This window comes from Sphingopyxis sp. PET50, from assembly GCF_025244705.1.
Lineage (GTDB): Bacteria > Pseudomonadota > Alphaproteobacteria > Sphingomonadales > Sphingomonadaceae > Sphingopyxis.
Window position 1 is genome coordinate 141916 of the sequence record NZ_CP104207.1, and the last position, 24107, is coordinate 166022.

Genomic DNA, 24107 nt, shown 5'->3' on the forward strand with positions numbered 1-24107 from the left:
AGGGCGTGACAGGATCCCCCATCCACCTTCCAGCCCGATGCCGCCGCACGGCACGCCCTCACTCGCAAGGCAAATCGCCTGTACCCCTCCACCAGCTTTGCTGGTCCCCCTCCCCGTGCCGGGGAGGATCGGCAAGGTCCGCTCCCCGCCCCGAAGCCGTCGGGCGGGCGCCGCCTCTTCAATGCACCGGCGGATCGACCGGCGGCACCGCGCCAACGGGGGCGACCGGTTCGCCCGGCTCGCGCGGCGGCAGCGCATCGGGGGGCACCGCGTCGATCTGCATGTCGGGGGTCGGCACCTTTTCGAGGTTGCGGACGCGGACGTCGATTTCGTCATCCGCGATGCGCAGCTCGTTGAAGCCCGGCGGGGTCGAGCGGAGGCGCTGCGACAGGGTGCCGGCGCCGATCATGCGGATCGGGCCGTCTTTCGTTTCCTTCACCAGGTCGAAGGCGTCGTGGACATGGCCGGTGAGCACCGCCGCCACCCCTCGCGAGGCGAGGGCGCGCAGCGCCGTCTCGCCGCCGCGGGTGAGGGCGCGGCCGCGCGTGCCCGCCTCGACGAGCGGATGGTGCGCGGTGACGAAGACTCGCGTGCCGCGCGGCAGCGCGTCGATCGCCGCCATCGTCCTGTCGAGCGCGCTACGCGTCACCCAGCCCTTCGACCAGTCGAGCCGCCACTGCGCGCGCGCGGTGGTCTTGAGCGGGACGACCGCGACGCCTGCGAGGTCGAGCTCGCGCTCGACGAGCCGCTCGATGCGGCGGATGCGGGCGTAGGGCCAGAAGAAGCGCGCGAGGGGATTGAAATAGGGCAGGTCGTGGTTGCCGACCTCGACCGTCACCGGCACGTCGAGCCGCTCGATCCAGTCGCAGGCGGCGGCGAATTCATGGGAGCGCGCGCGCATCGTCAGGTCGCCGGTGATCAGCACCGCGTCGGGCTGTTCGCTTTTCACGATATGCCCGAACCAGTCGATCGCGGCGCGGTCCTCCAGCCCGAAATGCAGGTCGCTGATGTGGAACAGGCGGGTCATGCGGTGGCGAGGAAATCGACGGCGCTCGTGGCGATCGAAAAGCGGGCGGGCGAGGGGATTTCGCCGAGCTCGCCGTCATATTCGAGGCTGATCGGCGCCTCGCTTTCGAGCAGGATCGTCCCGGCGGTCGCAAGTCGCTCGCTCGGCCCGTCGCGGAAATCGCCGCCGAGCCAGGCGAGGCCATGGCGCAGCACGTCCGCCGTGCCCTCGGTCATTATGCCGTCGGCGGCGATGCCCTGTTCGGTCGGGGTCAGGATGACGGCCGGGTAGGTCTTGTCCTGACCCGCGATGCCGACGCCGGGCGCGTTCAGCATGGTGTCGAGCGCCTCGGGCGCGGCGCGGCTCGCCTCGATCAGCCCGTCCTGCCGCATCGTCTCGCGCACCTCGGCCCAGCGCGTCGCGGGGCTCGGCGACGATGGTGATGAACGCCTCGCCACCCTCGGACCTGATGGTCGGGATCGGGCGCCGCAGCGGCCCTTGCCCGCGAGCGCGTCGGCGAGAATGTCGGGCGCGGAGCGGTCGCCATGGAGCTGTTTCGACAGGAGGTTGAGCGTGCCGCCGGGCAGCGGCAGCAAAGCGCCGTCCCAGCCCGCCGCCTTGCTCGCGGCGGCGTTGATCGTGCCGTCGCCGGTCCACACGAGCAGCAGGTCGATGCCCTGCCGGCGCAACGCATCGGCGTCGGGAATATCGGCATCGGGCAGCGCGAAGGTCGCGGCGAGCGGCGCGCCGCAGCGGTGCGGCAGGCATCCTCGATCGCGTCGCGGGTCGCGGGGTCGAAGCTGCCGCTCTGGTCGTTGCAGATCAGCGCGGGGCGGGTGAAGGCATTGGTCATCTCCCGTTCCTACGCACGAGCCGCGAAAAGGTGGCGGCTTGTTCGGCGGCGCATCGCCCTGTAGGGCGCGGGCGAGAGGGGCCCATGGATAAGCCAGTCAAGGGACAGCGGCGGTTGATCAAATATCTGATAGTCATCGGCCTGCTGATCCTGTTGTTCGGCGGCGGCACGCGGCTGGTCGTCGCGGGCGGTGCCAAATCGCTCAATCTCGGCGACAAATGGCTCGGCGACGGCGAGGGCGCGACGCTGCAGGTGGCGGGCCAGCCCTATGGCGAGGGGCCGCGTCGCAAGCTCGATATCTGGGTGCCGCACGGGCACGCGGAAAAGTGATCGGCTGCCGGTGATCGTCTGGCTCTATGGCGGCGGCTGGTACAGCGGCGCGCGGGGCGATTACGGGTTTGCGGGACGGGCTTTCGCGAAACAGGGCTTCGTCGTCGTGATCCCCGATTATCGCATCGTGCCCGAGGGGCATTGGCCCGATTTCCTGGAGGATAGCGCGGCGGCGGTGGCGTGGACCGAGCGGCATATCGGTGACTATGGCGGCGATGCGCGGCGGATCGCGCTCGCGGGCCATTCGGCGGGCGCCTATAATGCGGTGATGATCGCGCTCGACCCGCAGTGGATGGCGGCGGCGGGCAGCGATGCGTCGCATATTCGCGGTGTCGCGGCGCTGGCTAAGCCCTTATGATTTCCTGCCCTTTGAAAAGGGCGGGCGCGCCGATGTCGCGATGGGCGATATAAGGCCGCTCGAACGCACCCAGCCGATCAGTTTCGTGCGGCCCGATGCGCCGCCGCTGTGGCTCGGCCATGGCACCGCCGACACGGTGGTGCGGGTGCGCAACAGCCAGAATCTGGCGGCGGCGATGACCAGGGCTCGGCGGGTCGGCGCAGCTTCGCACCTATGACGGGTTGAACCACAACGACCTCGTCATGGCGCTGACCGGGCCGCTTGCCTGGAAGGGGCCGATCCTGACCGAGGCGAGCGACTTCCTGCGCGGCACGACCGCGAAGCGGGTGGCGGCCGCGCAATGACCCGCACGATTCCGGCGATCGTGATGGCGGGCAGCCAGCCCGGCCCCGACCCCTTGCTCGGCGGCACGGGCGTGTCGACCAAGGCGCTGCTGCCGATCGCGGGGCGGCCGATGCTCGTGCATGTCGCCGCCGCGCTGCGGGCCTCGCCGCGCGTGGGGCCGATCACGATATTGGCGCAGGACAGCGCCGAGCTGGCGGCCGAGCCGGGACTGGCCGGACTCGCCGACCTGCGCTTTGCGGATTCGGGACAGGGGATCAGCAGCTCGCTCGCCGCGGCGCTGCCGCCGGGCGACGATCCGGTGCTGGTGACCACCGCCGACAATGTGCTGCTGACCCCCGCGATGATCGAGGAGTTTCTGGGCGGTGCCGAGGGGAGCGACGTCGCGGTGGCGATGGTCGAGCGTGAGGTGCTGCTGGCGCGTTATCCCGAATCGAAGCGCACCTGGCTGAAATTCCGCGGCGGCTGGTGGTCGGGGGCGAATATGTTCCGCCTGCGCGGACGGCGTGTTTTGCCTTTGCTCGACTTCTGGGGGCGGATCGAGCGCGACCGCAAGAAGGGGCTCAAAATCATCGCGGCCTTCGGGCCATGGCTGCTGATCGGGGCGCTGTTGCGGCTGTTCACGATCCAGCAGGGGGTATCGCGCGCCGGGCTGCGGTTCGGCTTGAATGCGACGGTGGTGCCGATGTCGGCGCCCGAGGCGTGTATCGATGCCGACAAGCCGGCGGATATCGAACTGATCGAGAAGATCATGGCGGGGCGCGACTAAAAAGCTGCGTGCTCCCGCGAAGGCGGGAGCCCATCTCCGGACGGCGCCAGTTTGAACCGGCGGGAGATGGGTCCCCGCCTTCGCGGGGACACACGAAAATGGATCAGACCTTGGCCAGCGCCCGGTCCACCGCCGCTGTCGCCAGCGCCAGCTCTTCCGCATAGGGAATCGTCGCGTCGATATCGACGATCGGCGCGCCGTTGAACGTCAGCAGCGGCACCGTCCCGACCTTGCGCGTGATCAGCGCGCGGTCGTGGTCGGGCTTGCGCGCCATTACCGTGTCGACATCGACGTGCAGGCGGATGACCAGCGTCGGTTTATATGCCGCCATCTCGGCGTAGAGCGCGCGCTCCTCGGCCTGCATCGCGGCAAGGCGCGGGGTGGTCGCGACGCCTGCGAGGATCGGGCCGTCGTGGAGGCCGGGAACCTCGAGCTGCGGATAGCGGTCGGTGACGATCACCTTGCCCGCGCGGCGCTGGTTCAGCAGGGCGTCGAACCTGGCGCGGCGTTTCCTCGACTTGTTCAGGGCATAGCGGGCGGCGATCAGGCCGGGGATCGGCTCGCCGGGTTCGCGGAGCCTGTCGGCGATGCCGTCGAGGAAGCGGTGCAGCGGCGGGCCGATGATCGGCCAGCGCCCGATGCGCCGTCCCTGCTCGCCCGAACCGAGGCCGAGATAGCCGCTCTCCGCCGCGCGGGTCTGCCGGATATGCGCGAGCAGATCCGCCGACAGGGTCGATTTGCCCGACCCGTCGCTGCCGACGACGGCGATCAGGGGAGCGAAGTCGCCCCCCATGAAATCAGCTCAGTTCCTTGAAGAAACCGGCCATCTTCAGCCCGCCGATGATGAAGCGGACGACGACGAGCGCGGCAAAAGCATAGACCCAGTTCCACTGCGCCGGGGTCAGCGCGTCGAAGTGGAAGTCGAGGCGCGCGAACCAGGTCAGGAAGACGGTCGTCGCGAGCAGGAACAGCTTGTTCTGTTCGCGCCAGATCATGCGCTTCCACCAGAAGGGATATTTGGGCTTCACCCAGCCGTGGAGGCGCGGGAGGAGCGCGGGGACATCCTTTGCCCATTCGGCATGCGCGGCGCCGAATTTCTCGCGCAGAAACTCTTCCTCATAGATCGAGATGCGCTCGTAGATCAGAACGCCGAGCAGGAAGACGATCGCGCCGAACACCCAGCTGCCCGAGAGCATGGCGAGGCCGGTGAAATTGAGGATGCGGCCGACATAGAGCGGGTTGCGCACCAGGCTGTAGGGGCCGGTGGTGTTGAGCTCGCTGGCTTCCGCCGCGACCTTGGCGCGGCCCGAGGTGCCGAGCGCGGCCCAGCCGCTGGTGAAGACGCGGACGATCGCGCCCGCGCTGGCGACGCCGAGCGACAGCCAGAACCACGCGCAGTCGCCGAAAGGAGTCTTGAACGGACCCCAATCCTTGCTGCACCAGGCGATCAGCACCGAAATCGCGATGGTGATGTAGATATAGGTGCCGCGAATGAAAAAGAGGCGCTTGCCGCTGCGGGCGAGTTCGGTCTGGTACATGGGTTCCGCCTGTTGGCCGCCGATGCGGCGTCAGAATAAGGTGGCACCCCTCTAGCGATTTTTGCGGCCAAATTAAGACCCAAGTGAAAACGCAAATCCAAAAACCCGTTTGCCCTGAGCTTGTCGAAGCCTGTCCCGAGCGCCTGCCTTGGCAGGCAGTCGAAGGGGGCCGTCCTTTCTTTCCGCGGCTCCAAAAGGAAAGAACGGTGCTTCGACAAGCGCAGCACGAACGGATGAGAGGATGGGCTTGGCGGATCAGGAAACCAGCCGCAGCTTGCGCGCCGTCTTGCCGAGCGAGGCGCGGTCGGCGTGGGGGAGGGCGAAGCGCAGCGACAGCCAGATCGCCGCGAGTGCGAGCAGGACGATGAGCGGCAGCGCGGCGGCGTCGGGCAGGCGTCCGGCGAGCAGGGCCGCGCCGCCCGCGACCAGGGTGATGGCGATCCCGCGCAGCGCGACGCCGGGAAACTGGTGATCGAAGGGGTGGAGCTTTTCGCCCGTCGCCAGCTGGAGCATCGGGATGCCGCCCATCACGACGAGCCCGATCGACATGGCGAGCGTCACCCCGGTGAGCGCGTCCATATGGCCGACGATCAGCCAGCCCGCGCCGACCGCGACGATCACCCCGACGATACTGGCGGTGAGCTGGTGACGGAAGGCCGCGACGACCTGAAGCACCGGCAGCGAGATGCCGAGCACCGCCTCGGCCGCGCGCGCGAAGAGCAGGATGACGACCGCCGCCTGCGCGATCCTCGCCTCGGCGCCGAACAGGCTGAGCAAAGGCGCGCTGCCCGCCGCGAGCACTGCGGCGAGCGGCAGGGCGATCGCCATGATCAGCCGCGTCGCATAGGCATAGATGTCGGCGACCTGCGCGCGGTCAGCCCGCTCGGCGCTCGCGGCCAGTGGCGCGAGGACATAGACGAAGGCGATGCGCACGAGCTGGACGACGCTCGACAGCTTGCGCGCGATGGTGAACAGGCCCGCCGCCGCCGCGCCCGCCGCGCCGGGCAGGATCAGGTTGAGCACCAGCGCCGGGGCGTCGCCGAACAGGCGCGCGATGACGTTCGACGGCAGGATCGAGAGGCCGGCCCAGAAGGTGTTCCGCGCCGTCTCGCCGCCGCGCCCGCCGCGCAGCAGTTCGCCGAAGACATAATAGCGCCGCAGCAGCCGGACGCAGAGGATCGCGGTGATGCCGAGTGAGCAGAGATGCGCGATGAACAGGCCCTTGAGCCCGAGGCCGCCGGCGAAGAACAGGCCCGCGAAGACCAGCCGCATGATCTGTTCCCAGACGATGCGCAGGCGGATTTCGGCGCCGAACACCATGCGCGCGCGCATGGCGCTGGTCGCGATCTCGACAAAAGCCCAGAGCGGCAGAGCCCAGACGAAGAGCTGGATCGCGGGAACGACGAGCGGCCGGTCCTTTGCCGCGACGTTGAGGTAGGGCGCGAGATCGGCGGCGAAGACGGCGATCAGCGCCGCGACGATCAGGCAGGGGCCGACGCCCCACAGCATCGCGGTGCGCAGCGCCGCGGCGGCATCGGCGTCGCTCGCCGATTGCGGCACGGTGCGCTGCATCGCGCTGGTCATGCCGAGGTCGAAGAGATTTTCGAGCAGGTTGATCGTCGCCCACAGTACCGCATAAAGACCATAGCCTGCGAGCCCGAACATCAGCACGTACAGCGGCTGCGCGACGATTTCGACCACCGCGCCCAGCCGTGCGAGCACGGTCGTGCCGAGCCCGCGCGCGACGTGGCGGCTGGTGACGGCGGGGGCGGGGGTGTCGTCGCTCATTGCGGCGCCAGTAGCGATTGTTGGACAAGGAAGAAAGCGGGCATCGTGCCCCTGCGGAGGCAGGGGCCTATCACCGGACCGTTCGGCATGAAACGCCCGGCGGCGGCGGAGTCCGCGGGCAGGAGATGGGCCCCTGCCTCCGCAGGGGCACAGGAAGTTTTTTGCCTCCAACAACCCTTGCCCCCGCCGCGCAACGGGTCTAGTCCGACCGCGACTGCACAGGGGAGCCGCAACGATGGCCGAATTTCGTTTGCCCAAGAACAGCCGCCTGCAAAAGGGCGGCCAGACCCACAAGGCCGAAGGCGCGACGCGGGTCCGCAAGTTCAAGGTCTATCGCTACGACCCCGACAAGGGCGAGAATCCGCATTACGACAATTTCGAGATCGACCTCGACAAATGCGGCCCGATGGTGCTCGACGCGCTCATCAAGATGAAGAGCGAGCAGGATTCGACACTGACCTTCCGCCGCTCGTGCCGCGAGGGCATCTGCGGCAGCTGTTCGATGAACATGAACGGCAAGAACGGCCTCGCCTGCACCACCGCGATCGAGGATCTGAAGGGCGATATCCGCATCACCCCGCTGCCGTCGATGGACGTCATCAAGGACCTCGTCCCCGACTTCACGCATTTCTATGCGCAATATGCCTCGATCGAACCCTGGCTGAAGACCAAGACGACGACGCCGAGCGGCAAGGAACGGCTGCAGTCGCCCGAAGAGCGCGAAAAGCTCGACGGACTCTATGAGTGCATCCTGTGCGCCTGCTGCTCGACCAGCTGCCCCAGCTACTGGTGGAACAGCGACAAGTTCCTGGGCCCGGCGATCCTGCTCCAGGCCTATCGCTGGCTGGCCGACAGCCGCGACGAGATGACCGGCGAGCGGCTCGACGAGCTGGAAGATCCCTTCCGCCTCTATCGCTGCCACACGATCATGAACTGCTCTAACGCCTGCCCCAAGGGGCTGAGCCCGGCGCGCGCGATCGCCGAGATCAAGAAGCTGGAAGCCGAGCGGCAGGTCTGATGCAGCGCTGGCTGCCGGCGCTGGTCGCGCTGGCGCTCAGCCGGCTGCGCCGCCAATCCCAAGGTCGAATATGCCGCGATGCCGCGCACCTATGCGCATGGCATCGGCGGTGGCACCTTCCTGATCGGCGGCGGCTTCGATCCCGACCGGTCGCCCGACGGCAACAGCCTGATCCTCTATGGGCCCGAGGGCGCCTTCGTGATCGACACCGGGCGGCACGCCGAGCATCTCACGCTGATCAAGCAGGGGCTGAGCGGGATCGGCATGACGCCCGTCGCGATCGTCAACACCCACTGGCATCTCGACCATGTCAGCGGCAATCCGGGGCTGAAAGCGGCGTTTCCGGACATCAAGGTCTATGGGACCTCGGCGATCGACGGGGCGCTCACCGGTTTCCTCGCGGAGAGCGCCGAAGCGTCGCGGCGGGCGCTGGCCGAAGGCAGCGTCCCGGTGGGCGCAGCGGCCGATATCGAGGCCGACCTCGCGACCATCGCGCGCGGTGCCGAGCTGCGGCCCGACATCGTCATCGACGAATCGCGCGACATGGCGATCGCCGGGCGGCCGCTGTCGCTGCGCGTCGCGCACCGTGCCGTCACCGAGCGCGACCTGTGGATTTACGACGCCGCCGAAAAGCGCGCGATCGTCGGCGACCTCGTCACCGTGCCCGTGCCCTTTCTCGACACCGCCTGCCCCGAAGGCTGGCTGAAGGCGCTCGACGAGGTCGCGGCTTCGGGCGCCGAGCAGGTGGTGCCGGGCCACGGCCCGATCATGGACATCGCCGCGTTCGACAACTGGAAAACCGCCTTTGCCGATTTTATCGCTTGCGCGCGCGGGCCGGGCGCGCTTGAGGCCTGTTCGGCTGGCTGGCTGAAAGGCGCCGCGCGGTGGATCGGCCCCGACACCTCGCGCGCCGAGGCGATAGCGGTTTATTATGGCGAGCTGATACGCTCGGGAAAATTGGACGGATATTGCAGCGCATGAACGACGGCATCGAGGAACCCAAGCGCCGCGACAATTTCAGCGCAGAGGAATTGGAGGGTGGCTGGGTCAGCTGGAACATCAAGGATCCGAGCCGTTTCAATGCCTTCATCGAACCTTTGTCGGTGCGCATCGAACCCGATACGCCCGATGGCCGCCCCTGCGCGCGGGTGCGGATGATCCCCGAGCGCAAGCACAGCAACCTCGGCGACAATGTCCATGGCGCGGTCAGCCTCGCGCTTGTCGACATCGCGCTGTTCGCTGCGTCGCATCAGTTCGGTTCGCTCAATGCGGGGCATTCGGTGACGCTCGACCTGTCGACGCAGTTCGTCGGCGCGGGCCAGCTCGGCGAGCCGCTCGATGCCGTCGTCGAACTGGTGCGCGAAACGGGCCGGCTGGTCTTCCTGCGCGGGCTGGTCGTGCAGGGCGAAGGCGACAGCCATATCGTGCTGACCTTCGCCGGCACGATCCGCAAGGCGAGCAAATGACGGGCGGAGTCCTCGCGGCTTATGATGCGCTGGTCGCGGGCGGCGAACTGAAACCCGACCCCGAACAGCGCGCGGCGGCGCAGCGGCTGAACCGGTTGCAGGAGGAGCTGGAGGCGGTGCCGCCGCGCGGCAGCCTGCTCTGGCGCATCGCGGGGCGCAAGCCCGAGGCGCCGCGCGGCCTTTACATGTGGGGCGGGGTCGGCCGCGGCAAATCGATGCTGATGGACCTGTTCTACGATAATCTGGCGATCGTGCGGAAACGCCGGGTCCATTTCCACGAATTCATGCAGGACATCCACGCCCGGCTGCGCGCCGCGCGCGACAAGGCGCAGGGCGACCCGATCCCGCCCGTCGCCGCCGCGCTGAAGGAGACGGCGCGCTGCATCGCCTTTGACGAGATGGTGGTGAACAACAGCGCCGACGCGATGATCATGTCGCGGCTGTTCACCGCGCTCATCTCCAGCGGGGTGACGGTCGTCGCGACGTCGAACCGGCCGCCGAGGGACCTCTACAAGGATGGGCTCAACCGCGAGCATTTCCTGCCCTTCATCGCGCTGATCGGCGAGCGGCTCGACGTGATGGGGCTGAACGGCCCGACCGACTATCGCCGCGACCGGCTCGGCGACGGCGCGCGCTGGTTCGTGCCGGCGGACGATGCGGCGAGCGCGGCGCTGTCGGCGGCCTTCTTTCGCCTGACCGACTATCCGCCCGAGGACCGCGCGCACGTGCCGACGCTCGATCTCGATCTCGGCGGAGGGCGTATCCTGCATGTGCCCAAGGCGCTGAAGGGCGTCGCGGTCTTCTCGTTCAAGCGGCTGTGCGGCGAGGCGCGGGGGGCGCCCGACTATCTGGCGATCGCGCGGCAGTTCCACACCGTGATCATCGTCGGCATCCCGCGCATGGGGCCCGAAAACCGCAACGAGGCAGCGCGCTTCGTGACGCTGATCGACGCGCTCTACGAATATAAGGTCAAGCTGCTCGCGAGCGCGGCGGCGATGCCCGACGCGCTGTATGTCGCGGGCGATGGCGCCTTCGAGTTCGAGCGCACCGCGAGCCGCCTGTCCGAAATGCAATCGGACGATTATCTGGCGCTGGGCCACGGCCAGGCCGAACCCGGCTAGGCAAGCACCAGCAGGACGCCGCTCGCGACCTTGCCCCAGCGCGACGAGTTGAGCGTTATCGCGATCAGGTCGCGCACATAGCGGACCTCATGGACGACATAGCCGACGCCTTGCTCGATCGTGCGGCGCAAGGTGCGGAGCGGCTTGGGTGCCGCGACGCGGATGGGGCGCGGACGCGGCGGGACCGGGAGCGTCGCAAAGCCGCCGCACGGTGACGCGGGGATCGCCGACGACGGCGCGGCACAGCGCCTCCATGCGCGCGATGGCGAGGCCGTTGGGCACCGCGCGGTCGCGGCTCAGCAGCTCGAAACTGTGGCTGAAGGCCGAGAACTGGATCGCGCCGCTCGCCGCGCTATGGTCGAGCGCGTCGCGCATCTCCTCCTCCGACATGGCGCAGAGCTGCGCGGGGCGGAAATGGCCGACCCGGTCCATCAGGCCGCTGACGGGAACTTCATGGATCCCCTCATGCTCGCGGATGCCGAGGTCACCGGGATCGAGCGAAATGTCGCAGCCATGATCGCGCCAGGCGCCGTTGAAACTGCTGTCGAAGCGAAAGCCGAGCGCCGCGAGCGCGCGCAACGTGTCGTCGTTGGCGCCGAAATTGCCTAGGCGCGAAAGGCGGTGGGGCGGGGCGCGCCGGCGCCGATCAAAATGTCGCGCGCGAGCGCGATGAGCTTGCGCTGCTTGTGCAGGGGGAAATCGCCGATGTTGCGCCCGGTGCGCGGCGCGACCGGATTGAAGCGGGCGAAGTCCAGCCATTCGGTGTGGATATGGAGCTGCACCTCGTGCCCGCGCGCGACGATCGGCTGGACGATCTGGTCGATGATATCGGGGCCATAGACGAGCGCGGGCATCGGATCGACGAAATAGACCCCGGTCAGCCCGTAGCGTTCGAGCATGTCCATCTGGAAATGGATGCCATAGTCGCCCTCGCGGCAGCGGCCGAGGATCGAGCTGTCGAAATTGGCGCGCGCGTCGGCGCCCCGTTGATAGAGGCCCGCCGACAATTCGGTGTCGAAACTGATGATTGCCCGCGTCATCCCCGCCAGCCTAGCAGGGACGGGGTATAGGGACGGTTAATCCCTGTCTGCGTCGATCCTCAAAAGCGGAGCGTCACATCGACGCCCGCGCTGTTCGTGTCGCCCCATGGGAAAATCCGTACCCGGTCGTCGGCCTTCGTCGTGATCAGATGCCCGGTCGCGGTGCCGATCGCGGCGCCGACCAGCACATCGCCGACGCGATGCTTGCGGGCTTCGACGCGCGACAGGCCGACGAAGGAGGCGACGACATAGGCGGGCAGGCTAGGCCTCCCAGCCGTACCGGTTGTGCAGCGTCGCCGCCGCGGCGAAGCTGGTCGAGGTATGGCCCGACGGGAAGCTCTTGTCGTCGCTGCCGTCGGGGCGTCGCGAGGGGAAGGCCTCCTTCAGCCCCTGGGTGATCAGGATGGTGCCGCCGATGCTGCCGCCCGCTTCCAGCACGCCCTCCCAATCGCCCTGCACCGCGGGGACGCCGAAGGCGGCGACGATCAGCGCGTTCTTGGCGGCGGTGCCGGCATCGTCCCACCCCTTGTCGCTGGCGTGGGCGGGGGCGGCAAGGGCCAGCGCGGCGCTCATTCCGGCGGCGGTCAGCGCCTGTCGCATCATCGGGGTCGCCTCTTCATGGACCCAACCATAGACCAAGTACGGCGATTGCCAAGATCGCGCCCCCTTTTGGCGGATTGGTCCAATCGCACCGCGACCGCGACGGCTATTTTCCTGCCGGGACGGTTTGTATCGGGGTGACGCAAAGGGGGCGTCCTGATACAATCCGCCCGACCGGGCCCGAAGGCGACCTGCCATGTACCGACGCGCGATCCGCCGCAAAAGCCGTCTCCAGTCCGCCGCCGCGCCGCAGCAGCAGGTGCCGTTGCGACGCATGGCATCGCCGCTGTCGTCGCTGGCGAATATTCCGGCGCGGCCCGGCCATGGTGCGCTGCTCCAACCCAAGCTGATCGTCGGGGCCGCCAACGACCCCGCCGAACAGGCGGCCGACCGGGCCGCCGACCAGGTCATGCGGATGGGGGATGGCGCCGCACCGGTTTCCGTCGCCGCCGCGACGGGCGGGCAGATTCAGCGCAAATGCGCGGCGTGCGAAGAGGAAACGCCGATCCGCCGCGAGGCATCGGGCGGCGCAGGCGGCGGCGCGGCGAGCGGCGCGGCGCGGTCGGCGATCGGATCGCTGGGAAGCGGGGCACCGTTGTCGGCGAGCGAACGCAGCTTTTTCGAGCCGCGCTTCGGCCGCGATCTGTCGGAAGTCCGCATCCACGACGGCCCCGCCGCCGACTCCGCATCGCAGTCGATCGCGGCACGGGCGTTCACGCTGGGCAGCGACATCGCCTTTGCCCGCGGCGAATATCGGCCGGGGACGGGCGAGGGGCGCCAGCTGATCGCGCACGAACTGGCGCATGTGATGCAGCAGGATGGCGACGGCCGGGTGATACGCCGCGTCTCGCGCGACCAATGCGCCACCGATTGCACCGGCGCGAGCGGCAGCGGCGCGGAGAAGGGCAAGTTCCGGCTGACGATCATGTCCGACAAGGAAGGGCCGTTCCTGCTGATCCCCCTGACCTCCGGGGTCGGGCACGCCTGGCTCCGGCTGCAGGACGACCAGGGCAATTTCTGGACCTATGGCTTCTGGCTACGCGGAAGGGTTCGATCCGGACAACGCCACGCAAAGCGTCGACGGGTGCGTGCATCATCCCGATACCGCCCATGACGGCCATATCACCGGTTCGCAGAGCTACGAACTGACGGCGGACCAGTTCGCCGCGGCGCTGGCCTATGCGCGATCGACCTGTGCCAGGCAGCCCGCCTATAATCTGTTCAGCTACAACTGCACGACCTTCGTCCGCGAGACGCTCGACGCGGCGGGGCAGGGCGCGGCGGGCGGGTTCGGCCTGATCTGGGACAGCCCGCACAGCCTCGACCAATGGCTGCGGATCCACGCGCTGCAGATCGGGGCCAGTGTCACGGCCGCGGGCGACGATCAGGGCGGTGCACTGGGCGGATCGGTGTCGTTCGAGGCAAGCTATCGCCAGCAGTTCTTCTCGACGCTCGGCAACAAGCTGCGACTCTATGGCGTCGGACAGACCGAGCTTGGCGGGCCGATCAAGACGCTGGGCGCGGGGGCCGGCGTGGGTTTCGACCCGCAGCGGATATGGCTGCCGTCGCTCTATGCCGAAGGCATGGGGACGATGGGCGACATGAGCGCCGATCGCGACCGCTTCGGGGTCGGCGTGTCGGTCGGTTACGGGCTCGACTACAAGATCGACGCCTTTGGATCGATCGGCATCGAGCATAATGTGCTGAAGGATTTCGTCGTCGACGATCCGGTGCTCAATCGGCTGATGATCAAGGCCAAGATCAACCTCTGGTAGGCATTAAAGCTATTGCGAACTATTTGCATAAAAAGGCCGGTTTTCGGCTTTTTTCGCGGTTGTTTCGCGGGCGGAATCGGCGTAGGGCGGCGCCCAGTCTAGGGACCGGTACAGCGCTTCGGCCCGTGCGCCTGCCGGTTTGTGCTTCATTGCCGGGCTTGCCACGAAGGGAGTGCCGCGCGCCATGGGACGCAAGAAAATCGCTTTGATCGGAGCCGGGAATATCGGCGGAACGCTGGCCCTCCTCGCGGCGCAGAAGGAACTCGGCGACGTTGTCCTGTTCGACGTGGTCGAAGGCGTGCCGCAGGGCAAGGCGCTCGACCTGTCGCAGGTCGGCCCGATCGCGGGTTTCGACGCGAAGATCACCGGCTCGAACGACTATGCCGACATCGCCGGCGCCGACGTCATCATCGTCACCGCCGGGGTCGCCCGCAAGCCGGGGATGAGCCGCGACGACCTGCTCGGCATCAACCTGAAAGTCATGAAGGCGGTCGGCGAGGGCATCAAGGCGAACGCGCCCGACGCCTTCGTCATCTGCATCACCAATCCCCTCGACGCCATGGTCTGGGCGCTGCGCGAATTCTCGGGCCTCCCGCACAACAAGGTCGTCGGCATGGCCGGCGTGCTCGACTCGGCACGCTTCAGCCACTTCATCGCCGACGAGTTCGACGTGTCGGTGAAGGATGTGAACACCTTCGTGCTCGGCGGCCATGGCGACACGATGGTCCCGGTCGTCCGCTATTCGACGGTCAACGGCATCCCCGTTCCCGACCTCGTCAAGATGGGCCTGTCGAGCCAGGACAAGATCGACGCGATCGTCAAGCGCACCCGCGGCGGCGGCGGCGAGATCGTCGCGCTGCTCGGCACCGGCTCGGCTTTCTATGCGCCCGCAGCCTCGGGCATCGCGATGGCCGAAGCCTATCTCGGCGACCAGAAGCGCATCCTGCCCTGCGCCGCCTATGTCGATGGCCAGTACGGCCTCGACGGCCTGTACGTCGGGGTGCCGGTGCTGATCGGCGCGGGCGGTGTCGAGAAGATCGTCGAGATCGAACTCGACGACGCCGACAAGGCGGGCCTGCAGGTCTCGGTCGACGCGGTCAAGGAACTGCTCGACGCGTGCAAAGGGCTGGACCCCAGCCTCGCATGAGCGTTTCGCTCGCCCTGATGCTGATGGCGGCACCCGATCTCGGGGCCGCCGCGCCCGCCTTCATGGCCTATGACTCGGTGTGTGCCAAGGCGGACACGGTCGAGACGATCGGAGCGCGGGCGGTGGCGGAAGGGTGGAGCGATTTCGAGCCCGAGCGGACCAGCCCGATGGGCTATGTCGTCGGCGTGACGCGGGCGATCGCCGGGCGCAGCGGAGACCGTGTCTTTCGCCGCGACGGCGACAATCTGTTCATCTGGGTGCGCGAGACGATTCCCGCCCCGGTCGGCCAGTTCGTCGAATGCAAGATTTTCGATTTCAGCGTGGCGGCGCTGCCCTCCGAAGAGGCGATGGCTAGGCTGGATCGGGCAGCCGCCCGCTCAGAAGCTCAACCTCGCCGACGGCCAGCTGCGCATCTGGTCGTTCGGCGGCGACAAGACGACGAGCGTCTCGATCCAGACACCGCCCTGCTTTACGGCGAGCGGATGCCAGAAACCGCGCCTCGTCGTCGAACGCAGCATTTTGAAGCCCTGACGACCGGGCGACGGCCGCAGATGTGGAAGGAAGCCCCGTCGGTTCGGGGCGCAATCGGGTCGCGAAGGAAGGAGTGGACATGAAAATCTCTGTCATCCGCACCCTCGCGGCCGGTGCCGCGTCGCTGGCCTTTGCATCGCCCGCGCTCGCGGCGCCCGATATCATGTGGGTCAATCCCGGCGGCGCTCTGTCGGGCCTCGCGGTCGAGGGCGCGCCCGTCGAACCGCTGAAGCCCGGTTCGCGGACCCCCGCGCAGATCGTCGAGGGTTTCGATGCGCTGTGCATGAAGACCGACTTCGACAAGCTGAAGGTCAATCCCGTTATCGCCGGATCGGGCTGGGGCGGCGCCTATATGCCCAGCATGATGGCGATGGCCTCGGGCGAGGTCGACCTTGGCGGCTGGCAGGGCGAGGATCATTCGCTGGGGGTCGCGAAGGATGTCTTCTTCTCACCCAATCCGCAATGCGTACTGACGGTGTCGACCGCGACCCACTATCCCGCGGCCGAGCTGTTTCCCGTGCTCAAGGCGCGCTACGGCCAGCCCGCCAACTATGCCGAGATGTTCGGTTCCGACGGCAAGCCCAATGACGCGACGCGGCCCTATTGGATCTTCATGCGGCTCGGCGCCGACCCACGAGCGCATCCTTTTCGCCCGTTCGCTGTCGCGTGGCAGCGAGCACCGCATTCACCTGGCTCTTCTCGAAAGAAAGAAGGCGTCCTGACCAACCCCGGCCGTCCCTGTGGCCAAACCCACGGAGTTAACTGAACAATGTCCATTCTCGTCGACAAGAATACCAAGGTCATCACGCAAGGCATGACCGGCGCCACGGGGACCTTCCACACCGAACAGGCGCTCGCCTACGGCACCCAGATGGTCGGCGGCGTGACCCCCGGCAAGGGCGGCACGACGCACATCGGCCTGCCGATGTTCGATACCGTCGAGGAAGCGAAGGCCGCGACCGGTGCGACCGCGAGCTGCATCTATGTCCCGCCGCCGTTCGCCGCCGACTCGATACTCGAGGCGATCGACGCCGAGATGGAACTGATCGTCTGCATCACCGAGGGCATTCCGGTACTCGACATGGTCAAGGTGAAGCGCGCGCTGTCGGGTTCGAAGTCGCGGCTGATCGGCCCGAACTGTCCCGGCGTGCTGACGCCCGGCGAATGCAAGATCGGCATCATGCCGGGCAGCATCTTTTCCAAGGGCAGCGTCGGCGTCGTGTCGCGCTCGGGCACGCTGACCTATGAAGCCGTGTTCCAGACCACCAATGCGGGCCTGGGCCAGACGACCGCGGTCGGCATCGGCGGCGATCCGGTCAACGGCACCAACTTCATCGACGTGCTCGAACTCTTCCTCGCCGATGACGCGACCAAGTCGATCATCATGATCGGCGAAATCGGCGGCGACGCCGAGGAGCAGGCGGCGCAGTTCCTGATCGACGAGGCGAAGCGCGGCCGCAAGAAGCCGATGGCGGGCTTCATCGCGGGCCGCACCGCGCCTCCGGGCCGCCGCATGGGCCATGCCGGCGCGATCGTGTCGGGCGGCAAGGGCGACGCCGAAAGCAAGATCGCGGCGATGGAAGCCGCGGGCATCAAGGTGTCGGCGAGCCCGTCGGAGCTTGGGACGACGCTGGTCGAAGTGTTGAAGGAACGCGTCTGATTTTGCTGTGCCCCTGCGAAGGCAGGGGCCCATCACCCAAGGGGTGAAATGTGAAAGGCGGCGCAGTTTACATCATGGCGAACCGCAAAAACGGCGCCATTTACACAGGATCGACATCGAAGCTGGTGCTGCGTGTTTATCAGCACCGCGAGATGTTGATTGACGGCTTCACGAAGACTCACGGTTGCGTGCGTTTGGTGTGGTTTGAAGTGCATGAGGATCTGCAGCAGGCGCGGCTGCGTGAACTGCAGGTCAAGCGTTGGAAACGAAGTTGGAAGGTGCGGATGATCGAGGAAACGAATCCCGATTGGCGGGATTTGTGGTTCGATATTCGGGGGTGATGAAAATCATCCCGGTCGGCACCATATTTTGGCCCCAGGAGATGGGCCCCTGCCTTCGCAGGGGCACGGACAGGTTAGTGAAATGAACCTCGAACGACAAAGCTTCGACATCGACGAACCCCAGGCCGAGCCCGAGCTGGGCGCCGAAGAACTGGCCGCCGATCGACAGCGACGACCTGACCGCCGCGCTCGACCCGCAGCAGATGCAGGTCGCGGTGAAGGCGGCTGCCGCGAAAGCGGGGGCGCCATTGTCGAATGCCGAGGTTGAGCGCGCGGCCGACGATTCGATCCGCGCGATGATGCTGATCCGCACCTATCGCGTGCGCGGCCACCTCGCCGCCAATCTCGACCCGCTCGGTCTCAGCCAGCGCGAGTTGCCCGCCGATCTGACGCCCGAATATTACGGCTTTGTCGGCCCCGACCTGGACCGCCCGATCTACCTTGGCGGTACCCTCGGGCTCGAAAAGGGGACCGTCCGCGAGATCGTCGCGATCCTGCGCGCCAATTATTGCGGCAATGTCGGCCTCGAATATATGCACATCTCCGACGTCGAGGAGCGCCAGTTCCTGCAGGAGCGGATGGAGGGCGCCGACAAGATCATCGAATTTTCGGTCGAGGGCAAACGCGCCATCCTGAACAAGGTGATCCAGGCCGAGGAATGGGAGAAATTCCTCGCGCGCAAATATGTCGGGACCAAGCGCTTCGGCCTCGATGGCGGCGAGAGCATGATCCCCGCGATGGAAGCCATCATCAAATATGGAGGCCAGTACGGGGTCAGGGAAATCGTCTATGGCATGGCGCATCGCGGGCGTCTCAACATGCTCGCGAACGTCATGGCGAAGCCGTACAAGGTGATCTTCCACGAATTTTCGGGCGGCAGCGCCAATCCCGACGATGTCGGCGGGTCGGGCGACGTCAAATATCACCTCGGCACCTCGACCGACCGCGAATTCGGCGGCGCGTCGGTGCATATGTCGCTGGTGCCGAACCCGTCGCATCTCGAAGCGGCCGATCCGGTCGTGCTCGGCAAGGTGCGCGCGCAGCAGGTGGTGCGCGACGACCTCGACAAGCATGAGCAGGTGCTGCCCGTGCTGATCCACGGCGACGCGGCCTTCGCGGGGCAGGGGATCGTCTGGGAATGCCTCGGTTTCTCGGGCATTCGCGGCTATAATACCGGCGGCTGCATCCATTTCATCGTCAACAACCAGATCGGTTTCACCACCAGCCCGCAATATGCGCGCTCGTCGCCCTATCCGTCGGACGTCGCCAAGGGCGTGATGGCGCCGATCCTGCACGTCAACGGCGACGATCCCGAAGCGGTGACCTTTGCGTGCAAGCTCGCGATCGACTTCCGTCAGCGTTTCAAGCGCGATGTCGTGATCGACATGTGGTGCTATCGCCGCTTTGGCCATAACGAGGGCGACGAGCCGAGCTTTACCCAGCCGCTGATGTACGCCGTCATCCGCCAGCATCCCCCGGTTTCGCAGCTTTGCGCCGCCAAGCTGGAGGCCGAGGGCGTGATCGACGCCGGATGGGCCGACGCGCGCCGCGCCGAATTCGTCGCGCAGCTCGAAGGCGATTTCGAGGCGGCCAAGAGCTACAAGCCGAACAAGGCCGACTGGTTCGCCGGGCGCTGGTCGGGGCTCCACGCTCCCGCCGATCCCGAAAATGCGCGCCGCAACATCTCGACCGGCGTCAGCGACAAATTGTTCGACGCGATCGGCCGCACGCTGACCACCATCCCGGACGATCTGGAGGTGCACAAGACGCTGCGCCGTGTGATCGACGCGCGCGCCGCGATGTTCGCCGACAAGAGCGACGATGAGGTATTCGATTGGGCGACCGCCGAAGCGCTCGCCTTCGGAACCCTGCTCAGCGAGGGCTATCAGGTGCGTCTGTCGGGCCAGGATTCGGGTCGCGGCACGTTCAGCCAGCGCCACGCCGTCTGGGTCGACCAGACCGACGAGCACAAATATATTCCGCTGACCACCGTGCCGCACGGCCGGTTCGAGGTGCTCGACAGCCCCTTGTCGGAATATGGCGTGCTCGGCTTCGAATATGGCTATGCGATGGCCGATCCGAAGTCGCTGGTCCTTTGGGAAGCGCAGTTCGGCGACTTCGCCAATGGCGCGCAGATCCTGATCGACCAGTTCGTCGCGTCGGGTGAGGCCAAATGGCTGCGCGCCAACGGCCTCGTGATGCTGCTGCCGCACGGTTATGAAGGCCAGGGCCCCGAGCATAGTTCGGCGCGCCTCGAACGCTTCCTGCAGCTGTGCGCGGGCGACAATATCCAGGTGTGCAATATTTCGACCCCGTCGAACTATTTCCACGTCCTGCGCCGCCAGATGCTGCGCCCGTTCCGCAAGCCGCTGATCATCATGACGCCCAAGTCGCTGCTGCGCCACAAGCTGGCGGTGTCGCAGCGTTCGGACTTCATCGGCGAGGCGCATTTCCGGCGCATCATGTCGGACCGTACCCCGCCGGCCGATGGCGATATCAGGCGCGTCGTCCTCTGCTCGGGCAAGGTCGGCTACGACCTGATCGAAGCGCGCGATGCGGCCGGACTGACCGACACGACGGTGATCCGCCTCGAACAGCTCTATCCCTTCCCCGGCGAACCGCTGAGCGTGCGCCTGAAGCGGATGCCGAAGCTCGAGGAAGTCGTCTGGGCGCAGGAAGAGCCGCGCAACAACGGCAGCTGGTTCTTTGTCGAGCCCTTCATCGAGGAAGCGCTGAAGAAGGCCGGGCACATGGGCATGCGTCCGCGCTATGCCGGCCGCGCCGCCGCGGCATCGCCCGCAACCGGGCTGATGAGCCGCCACCAGACCGAGCAGGCGGCGCTCGTTGCCGATGCGCTGGGGCTGTCGGTTCGCGCGGAAATCAGGCGCGCGAAGAGCAAGGGTTAGGATTTAAGCGGTGTGCCCCTGCGAAGGCAGGGGCCCATCCCCAACCGTTTGATGATGGACCCCCGCCTTCGCAGGGGTACGGAAAGAGAAGAGAAGATGAGCACCGAAGTCAAAGTTCCCGCGCTGGGCGAAAGCGTCACCGAAGCGACGATCGGCGAGTGGCTGAAGCAGCCCGGCGAGGCGGTTGCGCTCGACGAGCCGATCGCCAGCCTCGAAACCGACAAGGTCGCGATCGAAGTGCCCTCGCCCGTCGCCGGGGTGATGGGCCAGCAGGTTGTCGCGGTGGGCGATACGGTCAATGTCGGCGCGGTGATCGCGACGATCGAGGCCGGTGACGGCAAGGCCGCGGCGCCCGCCGCCGCTCCGGTTCCCGCCCCCGCCAAGGCCGAAGCCGCCGCGCCCGCGCCCGCCGCGACGGCGAGCGAAGAGACCGGCGACGGCGTCACCACCCTGTCGCCCGCGGTGCGCCGCCTGGTGCTCGAGCATGGCCTCGACCCGAGCAGGATCAAGGGCAGCGGCAAGGACGGCCGAGCTGACCAAGGAAGATGTGCTCGCCGCCGCGAACAGCGCGCCCGCCGCGGCGCCCGCACCGGCGCCCGCCGCCGCTCCGGCCCCTGCCACGTCGGGCGCGCCGGGCCGCCAGGAAGAGCGCGTCAAGATGACGCGCCTGCGCCAGACGATCGCCAAGCGGCTGAAGGCCGCACAGGACACCGCGGCGATGCTGACCACATTCAACGACGTCGACATGTCGGCGGTGATTGCGACGCGCGACAAATATCGCGAAAGCTTCGAAAAGAAGCATGGCGTGCGCCTGGGCTTCATGAGCTTCTTCACCAAGGCGGTCGCGCTCGCGGCGCATGACATTCCGGCAGTGAACGCGCGCATCGAAGGCGACGAGATCGTCTATCACAATTATCTCGACGTCTCGGTCGCGGTGAGCGCGCCGAACGGCCTTGTCGTCCCCGTCGTCCGCAACGCGGACAGCCTGTCGTTCGCCGACATCGAAAAGGCGATCGCCGACCTCGGCAGGCGCGCCAAGGAAGGCACGCTGACCATCGACGACATGACCGGCGGCACCTTCACCATCTCGAACGGCGGCGTGTTCGGCGGCCTGATGTCGACCCCGATCATCAACCCGCCGCAGTCGGCGGTGCTCGGCCTCCACCGCATCGAGGACCGCCCTGTGGTGCGGAACGGCGAGATCGTGATCCGCCCGATGATGTACCTCGCGATGAGCTATGATCACCGCCTGGTCGACGGCCGCGAGGCGGTGACCTTCCTCAAGACGATCAAGGAAGCGATCGAGGATCCGACGCGGCTGCTGATCGACCTTTGATCCGTTCGAACCGGGAACAGGAGAATATCATGCTGGTCGGAACACTTGCCCTATCCCGCCGTGCCGTGTCCCTAGCTGCGTTGCTCGCCGCCACGGCGGGGCTGGCGGGGTGCGATGAGGCGCAGAAGGGGTTCGAGGAAGGCTTCGAGAAGCAGTTCGTCGAATCCTTCGTTCCGTCCTGCGTGTCGAGCGCGACCGGTAGCGGTGCCCCCGCCGAGATTGCGAACAAGGTCTGTTCCTGTGCGGCTGACGAACTTGCGCGCAAGCATAGCCCGTCCGAACTGATGAAATTATCGCCGGAGGACGCCGCGCCGGCGATGGAGAGTTGCGCCAAGAAGAACGGTCTCGGCATCTAGCCGCGAGGATCAGGCCATGGATGGCGCGACCCAATCCCTATTCTCCTACGGCACGCTGCAATATCCGGCCGTGCAGCGCGAACAGTTCGGGCGTTTGCTGAACGGGACGGCCGATGCGCTGACCGGATTTCGCAAGGGGCGGATCGCCATTGCGGACCCCGAAGTCGTCCGCAAAAGCGGCGAAACGCATTATCCCGTGCTGGTGCAGGACGCTGCGGCCTCGCAGCGGATCGACGGCACCCTATATCGGATTACGAAAAGCGAACTCGAAGCGGCCGATATTTATGAGGCTCAGCGAATATGAGCGGCGGCGCGTGACATTGGAATCGGGGCGCGAAGCCTGGGTCTATGTTGCGGCGCCGGGGCTCGAGATGGAGTGAATGATGGCTGATTATGATTATGACGTGCTTGTCATCGGTGCCGAGCCCCGGCGGCTATGTCGCGGCGATCCGTGCGGCGCAGCTGGGGCTGAAGACCGCCTGCGCCGAAGGGCGCGAGACGCTGGGAGGCACCTGCCTCAACGTCGGCTGCATTCCGTCGAAGGCGATGCTCCACGCGTCGGAATATTATGAGGCGGCGGCGGGCGGTGCGATGGCGAAGATGGGGATCGACGTGACCCCCAAGCTGAACCTCCCCGCGATGCACGGTCAGCGTGTCGACGCGGTCAAGGGGCTGACCGGCGGCATCGAATTCCTGTTCAAGAAGAACAAGGTCGACTGGCTCAAAGGTTACGCGCAGTTCACCGGCAAGGACAGTGTTGAGGTCGCGGGCAAGACCTATCGTGCGAAGAATATCGTCATCGCCACCGGCTCGTCGGTCACCCCGCTGCCCGGCGTCGCGGTCGATAACGACAAGCAGATCATCGTCGATTCGACCGGCGCGCTCGAACTGGCGAAGGTCCCGGGGCATATGGTCGTCATCGGCGGCGGCGTGATCGGGCTCGAACTCGGCAGCGTCTGGCGCCGCCTGGGCGCCAAGGTGACCTGCGTCGAATTCCTCGACCAGATCCTCCCCGGCATGGATGCCGACGTCCGCAAGGACGCGAACCGCATCTTCAAGAAGCAGGGCATCGAATTCAAGCTGAAGACCAAGGTCACCAAGGCCGAGGTCAAGGGCAAGAAGGCGGTGCTGACGCTCGAACCCGCCGCAGGCGGCGACGCCGAGACGCTGGAGGCCGATGTCGTATTGGTGTCGATCGGGCGCCGTCCGAACACCGAAGGGCTCGGCCTCGACAAGGCGGGCCTTGCGGTCAACCAGCGCGGCCAGATCGAGACCGACCATGATTTTTCGACGCAGGTCCCCGGCATCTGGGCGATCGGCGACGTCATCCCCGGCCCGATGCTCGCGCACAAGGCCGAGGACGAGGGCATCGCGGTGGCCGAGAATATCGCCGGGCTGACCGGCATCGTGAACCACGATGTCATCCCGTCGGTCGTCTATACCATGCCCGAAATCGCCGGCGTCGGCCTGACCGAAGAGCAGGCGAAGGAGCGCGGTGAGGTCAAGGTCGGCAAATTCCCGATGGCGGGCAACAGCCGCGCCAAGACCAACCACGAACCCGACGGTTTCGTGAAGGTGATCGCCGATGCGAACAGCGACCGCGTGCTCGGCGTCTGGATCATTGCCAGCGTCGCGGGCACGATGATCGCGCAGGCCGCGCAGGCGATGGAATTCGGCGCGACGTCCGAAGACATCGCCTACACCTGCCACGCGCATCCGACGCACAGCGAGGCGATCAAGGAAGCCGCGATGGCGGTGACGGGTAAGCCGATCCATATCTGAACGCCTCACCAACGACGTCATTGCGAGCCCTTCGACTGCCTTGC

30 protein-coding genes and 2 pseudogenes are annotated in these 24107 nt (G+C 66.9%); 22 read left to right on the forward strand and 10 right to left on the reverse strand.

The window, feature by feature from the left end:
• Positions 1 to 178: 178 nt before the first annotated feature.
• Both N0A20_RS00810 and N0A20_RS00815 read right to left on the reverse strand, forming a co-directional pair.
• Positions 179 to 1027: a metallophosphoesterase family protein gene (locus tag N0A20_RS00810; protein ID WP_260582145.1), complete on the reverse strand. Its 849-nt coding sequence runs from the start codon at positions 1025 to 1027 to the stop codon at positions 179 to 181.
• Positions 1024 to 1695: a diacylglycerol kinase family protein gene (locus N0A20_RS00815; protein WP_260582146.1), complete on the reverse strand. Its 672-nt coding sequence runs from the start codon at positions 1693 to 1695 to the stop codon at positions 1024 to 1026. Before N0A20_RS00815 ends, N0A20_RS00810 begins: the two co-directional genes overlap by 4 nt.
• A gap of 248 nt (positions 1696 to 1943) precedes the next feature.
• Between N0A20_RS00815 and N0A20_RS00820 the strand changes: the two genes are divergently transcribed.
• The 5 genes from N0A20_RS00820 to N0A20_RS00840 are packed head-to-tail and all read left to right on the forward strand — an operon-like array spanning position 1944 to position 3658.
• Positions 1944 to 2189 (forward strand): hypothetical protein, encoded by a 246-nt coding sequence (locus tag N0A20_RS00820; protein WP_260582147.1) that lies wholly within the window; start codon positions 1944 to 1946, stop codon positions 2187 to 2189.
• 10 nt (positions 2190 to 2199) lie between these two features.
• A complete protein-coding gene (locus N0A20_RS00825) occupies positions 2200 to 2547 on the forward strand; it encodes an alpha/beta hydrolase (protein WP_260582148.1) in 348 nt (115 codons plus the stop codon).
• Complete coding sequence (locus tag N0A20_RS00830; RefSeq protein ID WP_260582150.1) at positions 2501 to 2764, forward strand: hypothetical protein; 264 nt, start codon at positions 2501 to 2503, stop codon at positions 2762 to 2764. Before N0A20_RS00825 ends, N0A20_RS00830 begins: the two co-directional genes overlap by 47 nt.
• A 4-nt stretch (positions 2765 to 2768) precedes the next feature.
• Positions 2769 to 2891: a hypothetical protein gene (locus N0A20_RS00835; RefSeq protein WP_260582151.1), complete on the forward strand. Its 123-nt coding sequence runs from the start codon at positions 2769 to 2771 to the stop codon at positions 2889 to 2891.
• The gene (locus N0A20_RS00840) at positions 2888 to 3658 is read left to right on the forward strand and encodes a nucleotidyltransferase family protein (protein ID WP_260582152.1); all 771 of its coding nucleotides are present in this window, start codon (positions 2888 to 2890) and stop codon (positions 3656 to 3658) included. Before N0A20_RS00835 ends, N0A20_RS00840 begins: the two co-directional genes overlap by 4 nt.
• A 103-nt stretch (positions 3659 to 3761) precedes the next feature.
• On the opposite strand, the gene N0A20_RS00845 is transcribed toward N0A20_RS00840, so the two are convergent.
• The 3 genes from N0A20_RS00845 to N0A20_RS00855 form a co-directional block, all read right to left on the reverse strand.
• The gene (locus N0A20_RS00845) at positions 3762 to 4451 is read right to left on the reverse strand and encodes a nucleoside triphosphate hydrolase (protein WP_260582153.1); all 690 of its coding nucleotides are present in this window, start codon (positions 4449 to 4451) and stop codon (positions 3762 to 3764) included.
• A gap of 4 nt (positions 4452 to 4455) precedes the next feature.
• Entirely contained in the window at positions 4456 to 5196 is a 741-nt protein-coding gene (locus tag N0A20_RS00850; protein ID WP_260582155.1) for a methyltransferase family protein, read from the reverse strand.
• A 255-nt stretch (positions 5197 to 5451) separates the two neighbouring features.
• Positions 5452 to 6984 carry a lipopolysaccharide biosynthesis protein gene (locus N0A20_RS00855; protein WP_260582156.1) on the reverse strand — a complete coding sequence of 511 codons (1533 nt, stop codon included), beginning with the start codon at positions 6982 to 6984 and terminating at the stop codon, positions 5452 to 5454.
• 235 nt (positions 6985 to 7219) lie between these two features.
• Between N0A20_RS00855 and N0A20_RS00860 the strand changes: the two genes are divergently transcribed.
• From N0A20_RS00860 to zapE, 4 genes are all read left to right on the forward strand, one after another.
• On the forward strand, positions 7220 to 8002 hold the full coding sequence (locus N0A20_RS00860; RefSeq protein WP_260582158.1) for a succinate dehydrogenase iron-sulfur subunit: 783 nt from the start codon (positions 7220 to 7222) through the stop codon (positions 8000 to 8002).
• 78 nt (positions 8003 to 8080) lie between these two features.
• Positions 8081 to 8983: an MBL fold metallo-hydrolase gene (locus N0A20_RS00865; RefSeq protein ID WP_260582159.1), complete on the forward strand. Its 903-nt coding sequence runs from the start codon at positions 8081 to 8083 to the stop codon at positions 8981 to 8983.
• Positions 8980 to 9468 (forward strand): PaaI family thioesterase, encoded by a 489-nt coding sequence (locus tag N0A20_RS00870; protein ID WP_260582160.1) that lies wholly within the window; start codon positions 8980 to 8982, stop codon positions 9466 to 9468. The genes N0A20_RS00865 and N0A20_RS00870 overlap by 4 nt, the downstream gene beginning before the upstream one ends.
• Positions 9465 to 10589 carry a cell division protein ZapE gene (gene zapE / locus N0A20_RS00875; RefSeq protein WP_260582161.1) on the forward strand — a complete coding sequence of 375 codons (1125 nt, stop codon included), beginning with the start codon at positions 9465 to 9467 and terminating at the stop codon, positions 10587 to 10589. Before N0A20_RS00870 ends, zapE begins: the two co-directional genes overlap by 4 nt.
• Here the strand turns inward: zapE and N0A20_RS00880 are convergent.
• The 5 genes from N0A20_RS00880 to N0A20_RS00900 are packed head-to-tail and all read right to left on the reverse strand — an operon-like array spanning position 10586 to position 12232.
• A complete protein-coding gene (locus tag N0A20_RS00880) occupies positions 10586 to 10720 on the reverse strand; it encodes a hypothetical protein (RefSeq protein WP_260582162.1) in 135 nt (44 codons plus the stop codon). The two genes, zapE and N0A20_RS00880, sit on opposite strands and share 4 nt — an antisense overlap.
• Positions 10677 to 11168, reverse strand: a complete 492-nt coding sequence (locus N0A20_RS00885) for a hypothetical protein (protein ID WP_260582163.1) — start codon at positions 11166 to 11168, stop codon at positions 10677 to 10679. Before N0A20_RS00885 ends, N0A20_RS00880 begins: the two co-directional genes overlap by 44 nt.
• 26 nt (positions 11169 to 11194) lie before the next feature.
• On the reverse strand, positions 11195 to 11629 hold the full coding sequence (locus N0A20_RS00890; protein ID WP_260582164.1) for a hypothetical protein: 435 nt from the start codon (positions 11627 to 11629) through the stop codon (positions 11195 to 11197).
• A gap of 59 nt (positions 11630 to 11688) precedes the next feature.
• Positions 11689 to 11952, reverse strand: a complete 264-nt coding sequence (locus N0A20_RS20390) for a phosphatase PAP2 family protein (RefSeq protein ID WP_409574809.1) — start codon at positions 11950 to 11952, stop codon at positions 11689 to 11691.
• Entirely contained in the window at positions 11891 to 12232 is a 342-nt protein-coding gene (locus N0A20_RS00900) for a hypothetical protein (RefSeq protein WP_260582167.1), read from the reverse strand. Before N0A20_RS00900 ends, N0A20_RS20390 begins: the two co-directional genes overlap by 62 nt.
• A gap of 193 nt (positions 12233 to 12425) precedes the next feature.
• Here N0A20_RS00900 and N0A20_RS00905 point away from each other — a divergent pair, with 193 nt between their 5' ends.
• The 13 genes and pseudogenes from N0A20_RS00905 to lpdA all read left to right on the forward strand — a co-directional run bounded on the left by N0A20_RS00905 (position 12426) and on the right by lpdA (position 24063).
• Positions 12426 to 13343 (forward strand): DUF4157 domain-containing protein, encoded by a 918-nt coding sequence (locus N0A20_RS00905; RefSeq protein ID WP_260582168.1) that lies wholly within the window; start codon positions 12426 to 12428, stop codon positions 13341 to 13343.
• On the forward strand, positions 13318 to 14004 hold the full coding sequence (locus N0A20_RS00910) for a hypothetical protein (RefSeq protein ID WP_260582169.1): 687 nt from the start codon (positions 13318 to 13320) through the stop codon (positions 14002 to 14004). The genes N0A20_RS00905 and N0A20_RS00910 overlap by 26 nt, the downstream gene beginning before the upstream one ends.
• 184 nt (positions 14005 to 14188) lie before the next feature.
• Positions 14189 to 15151: a malate dehydrogenase gene (gene mdh / locus N0A20_RS00915; RefSeq protein WP_260582170.1), complete on the forward strand. Its 963-nt coding sequence runs from the start codon at positions 14189 to 14191 to the stop codon at positions 15149 to 15151.
• Complete coding sequence (locus tag N0A20_RS00920; protein ID WP_260582171.1) at positions 15148 to 15765, forward strand: hypothetical protein; 618 nt, start codon at positions 15148 to 15150, stop codon at positions 15763 to 15765. Before mdh ends, N0A20_RS00920 begins: the two co-directional genes overlap by 4 nt.
• Complete coding sequence (locus N0A20_RS00925; protein ID WP_260582172.1) at positions 15762 to 16448, forward strand: hypothetical protein; 687 nt, start codon at positions 15762 to 15764, stop codon at positions 16446 to 16448. Before N0A20_RS00920 ends, N0A20_RS00925 begins: the two co-directional genes overlap by 4 nt.
• A gap of 3 nt (positions 16449 to 16451) precedes the next feature.
• Positions 16452 to 17342 (forward strand): succinate--CoA ligase subunit alpha, encoded by an 891-nt coding sequence (sucD, locus tag N0A20_RS00930; protein WP_260582173.1) that lies wholly within the window; start codon positions 16452 to 16454, stop codon positions 17340 to 17342.
• A 74-nt stretch (positions 17343 to 17416) separates the two neighbouring features.
• A complete protein-coding gene (locus tag N0A20_RS00935) occupies positions 17417 to 17683 on the forward strand; it encodes a GIY-YIG nuclease family protein (RefSeq protein WP_260583975.1) in 267 nt (88 codons plus the stop codon).
• A 215-nt stretch (positions 17684 to 17898) separates the two neighbouring features.
• A complete protein-coding gene (locus tag N0A20_RS00940; protein WP_409574706.1) occupies positions 17899 to 20589 on the forward strand; it encodes a 2-oxoglutarate dehydrogenase E1 component in 2691 nt (896 codons plus the stop codon).
• Positions 20590 to 20685: 96 nt separating this feature from the next.
• Positions 20686 to 21084 (forward strand): annotated as a pseudogene (locus tag N0A20_RS00945) (biotin/lipoyl-containing protein); the annotation flags it as partial.
• Positions 21074 to 21925 carry a 2-oxoglutarate dehydrogenase complex dihydrolipoyllysine-residue succinyltransferase gene (gene odhB / locus N0A20_RS00950; protein WP_260582175.1) on the forward strand — a complete coding sequence of 284 codons (852 nt, stop codon included), beginning with the start codon at positions 21074 to 21076 and terminating at the stop codon, positions 21923 to 21925. The pseudogene N0A20_RS00945 and the gene odhB, both read left to right, overlap by 11 nt.
• 29 nt (positions 21926 to 21954) lie before the next feature.
• Positions 21955 to 22281: a hypothetical protein gene (locus N0A20_RS00955; protein WP_260582176.1), complete on the forward strand. Its 327-nt coding sequence runs from the start codon at positions 21955 to 21957 to the stop codon at positions 22279 to 22281.
• A 16-nt stretch (positions 22282 to 22297) separates the two neighbouring features.
• Positions 22298 to 22585: a gamma-glutamylcyclotransferase family protein gene (locus N0A20_RS00960; protein ID WP_260582177.1), complete on the forward strand. Its 288-nt coding sequence runs from the start codon at positions 22298 to 22300 to the stop codon at positions 22583 to 22585.
• Positions 22586 to 22664: 79 nt separating this feature from the next.
• Positions 22665 to 24063 (forward strand): annotated as a pseudogene (gene lpdA, locus N0A20_RS00965) (dihydrolipoyl dehydrogenase).
• The last annotated feature ends 44 nt before the right edge of the window (positions 24064 to 24107 follow it).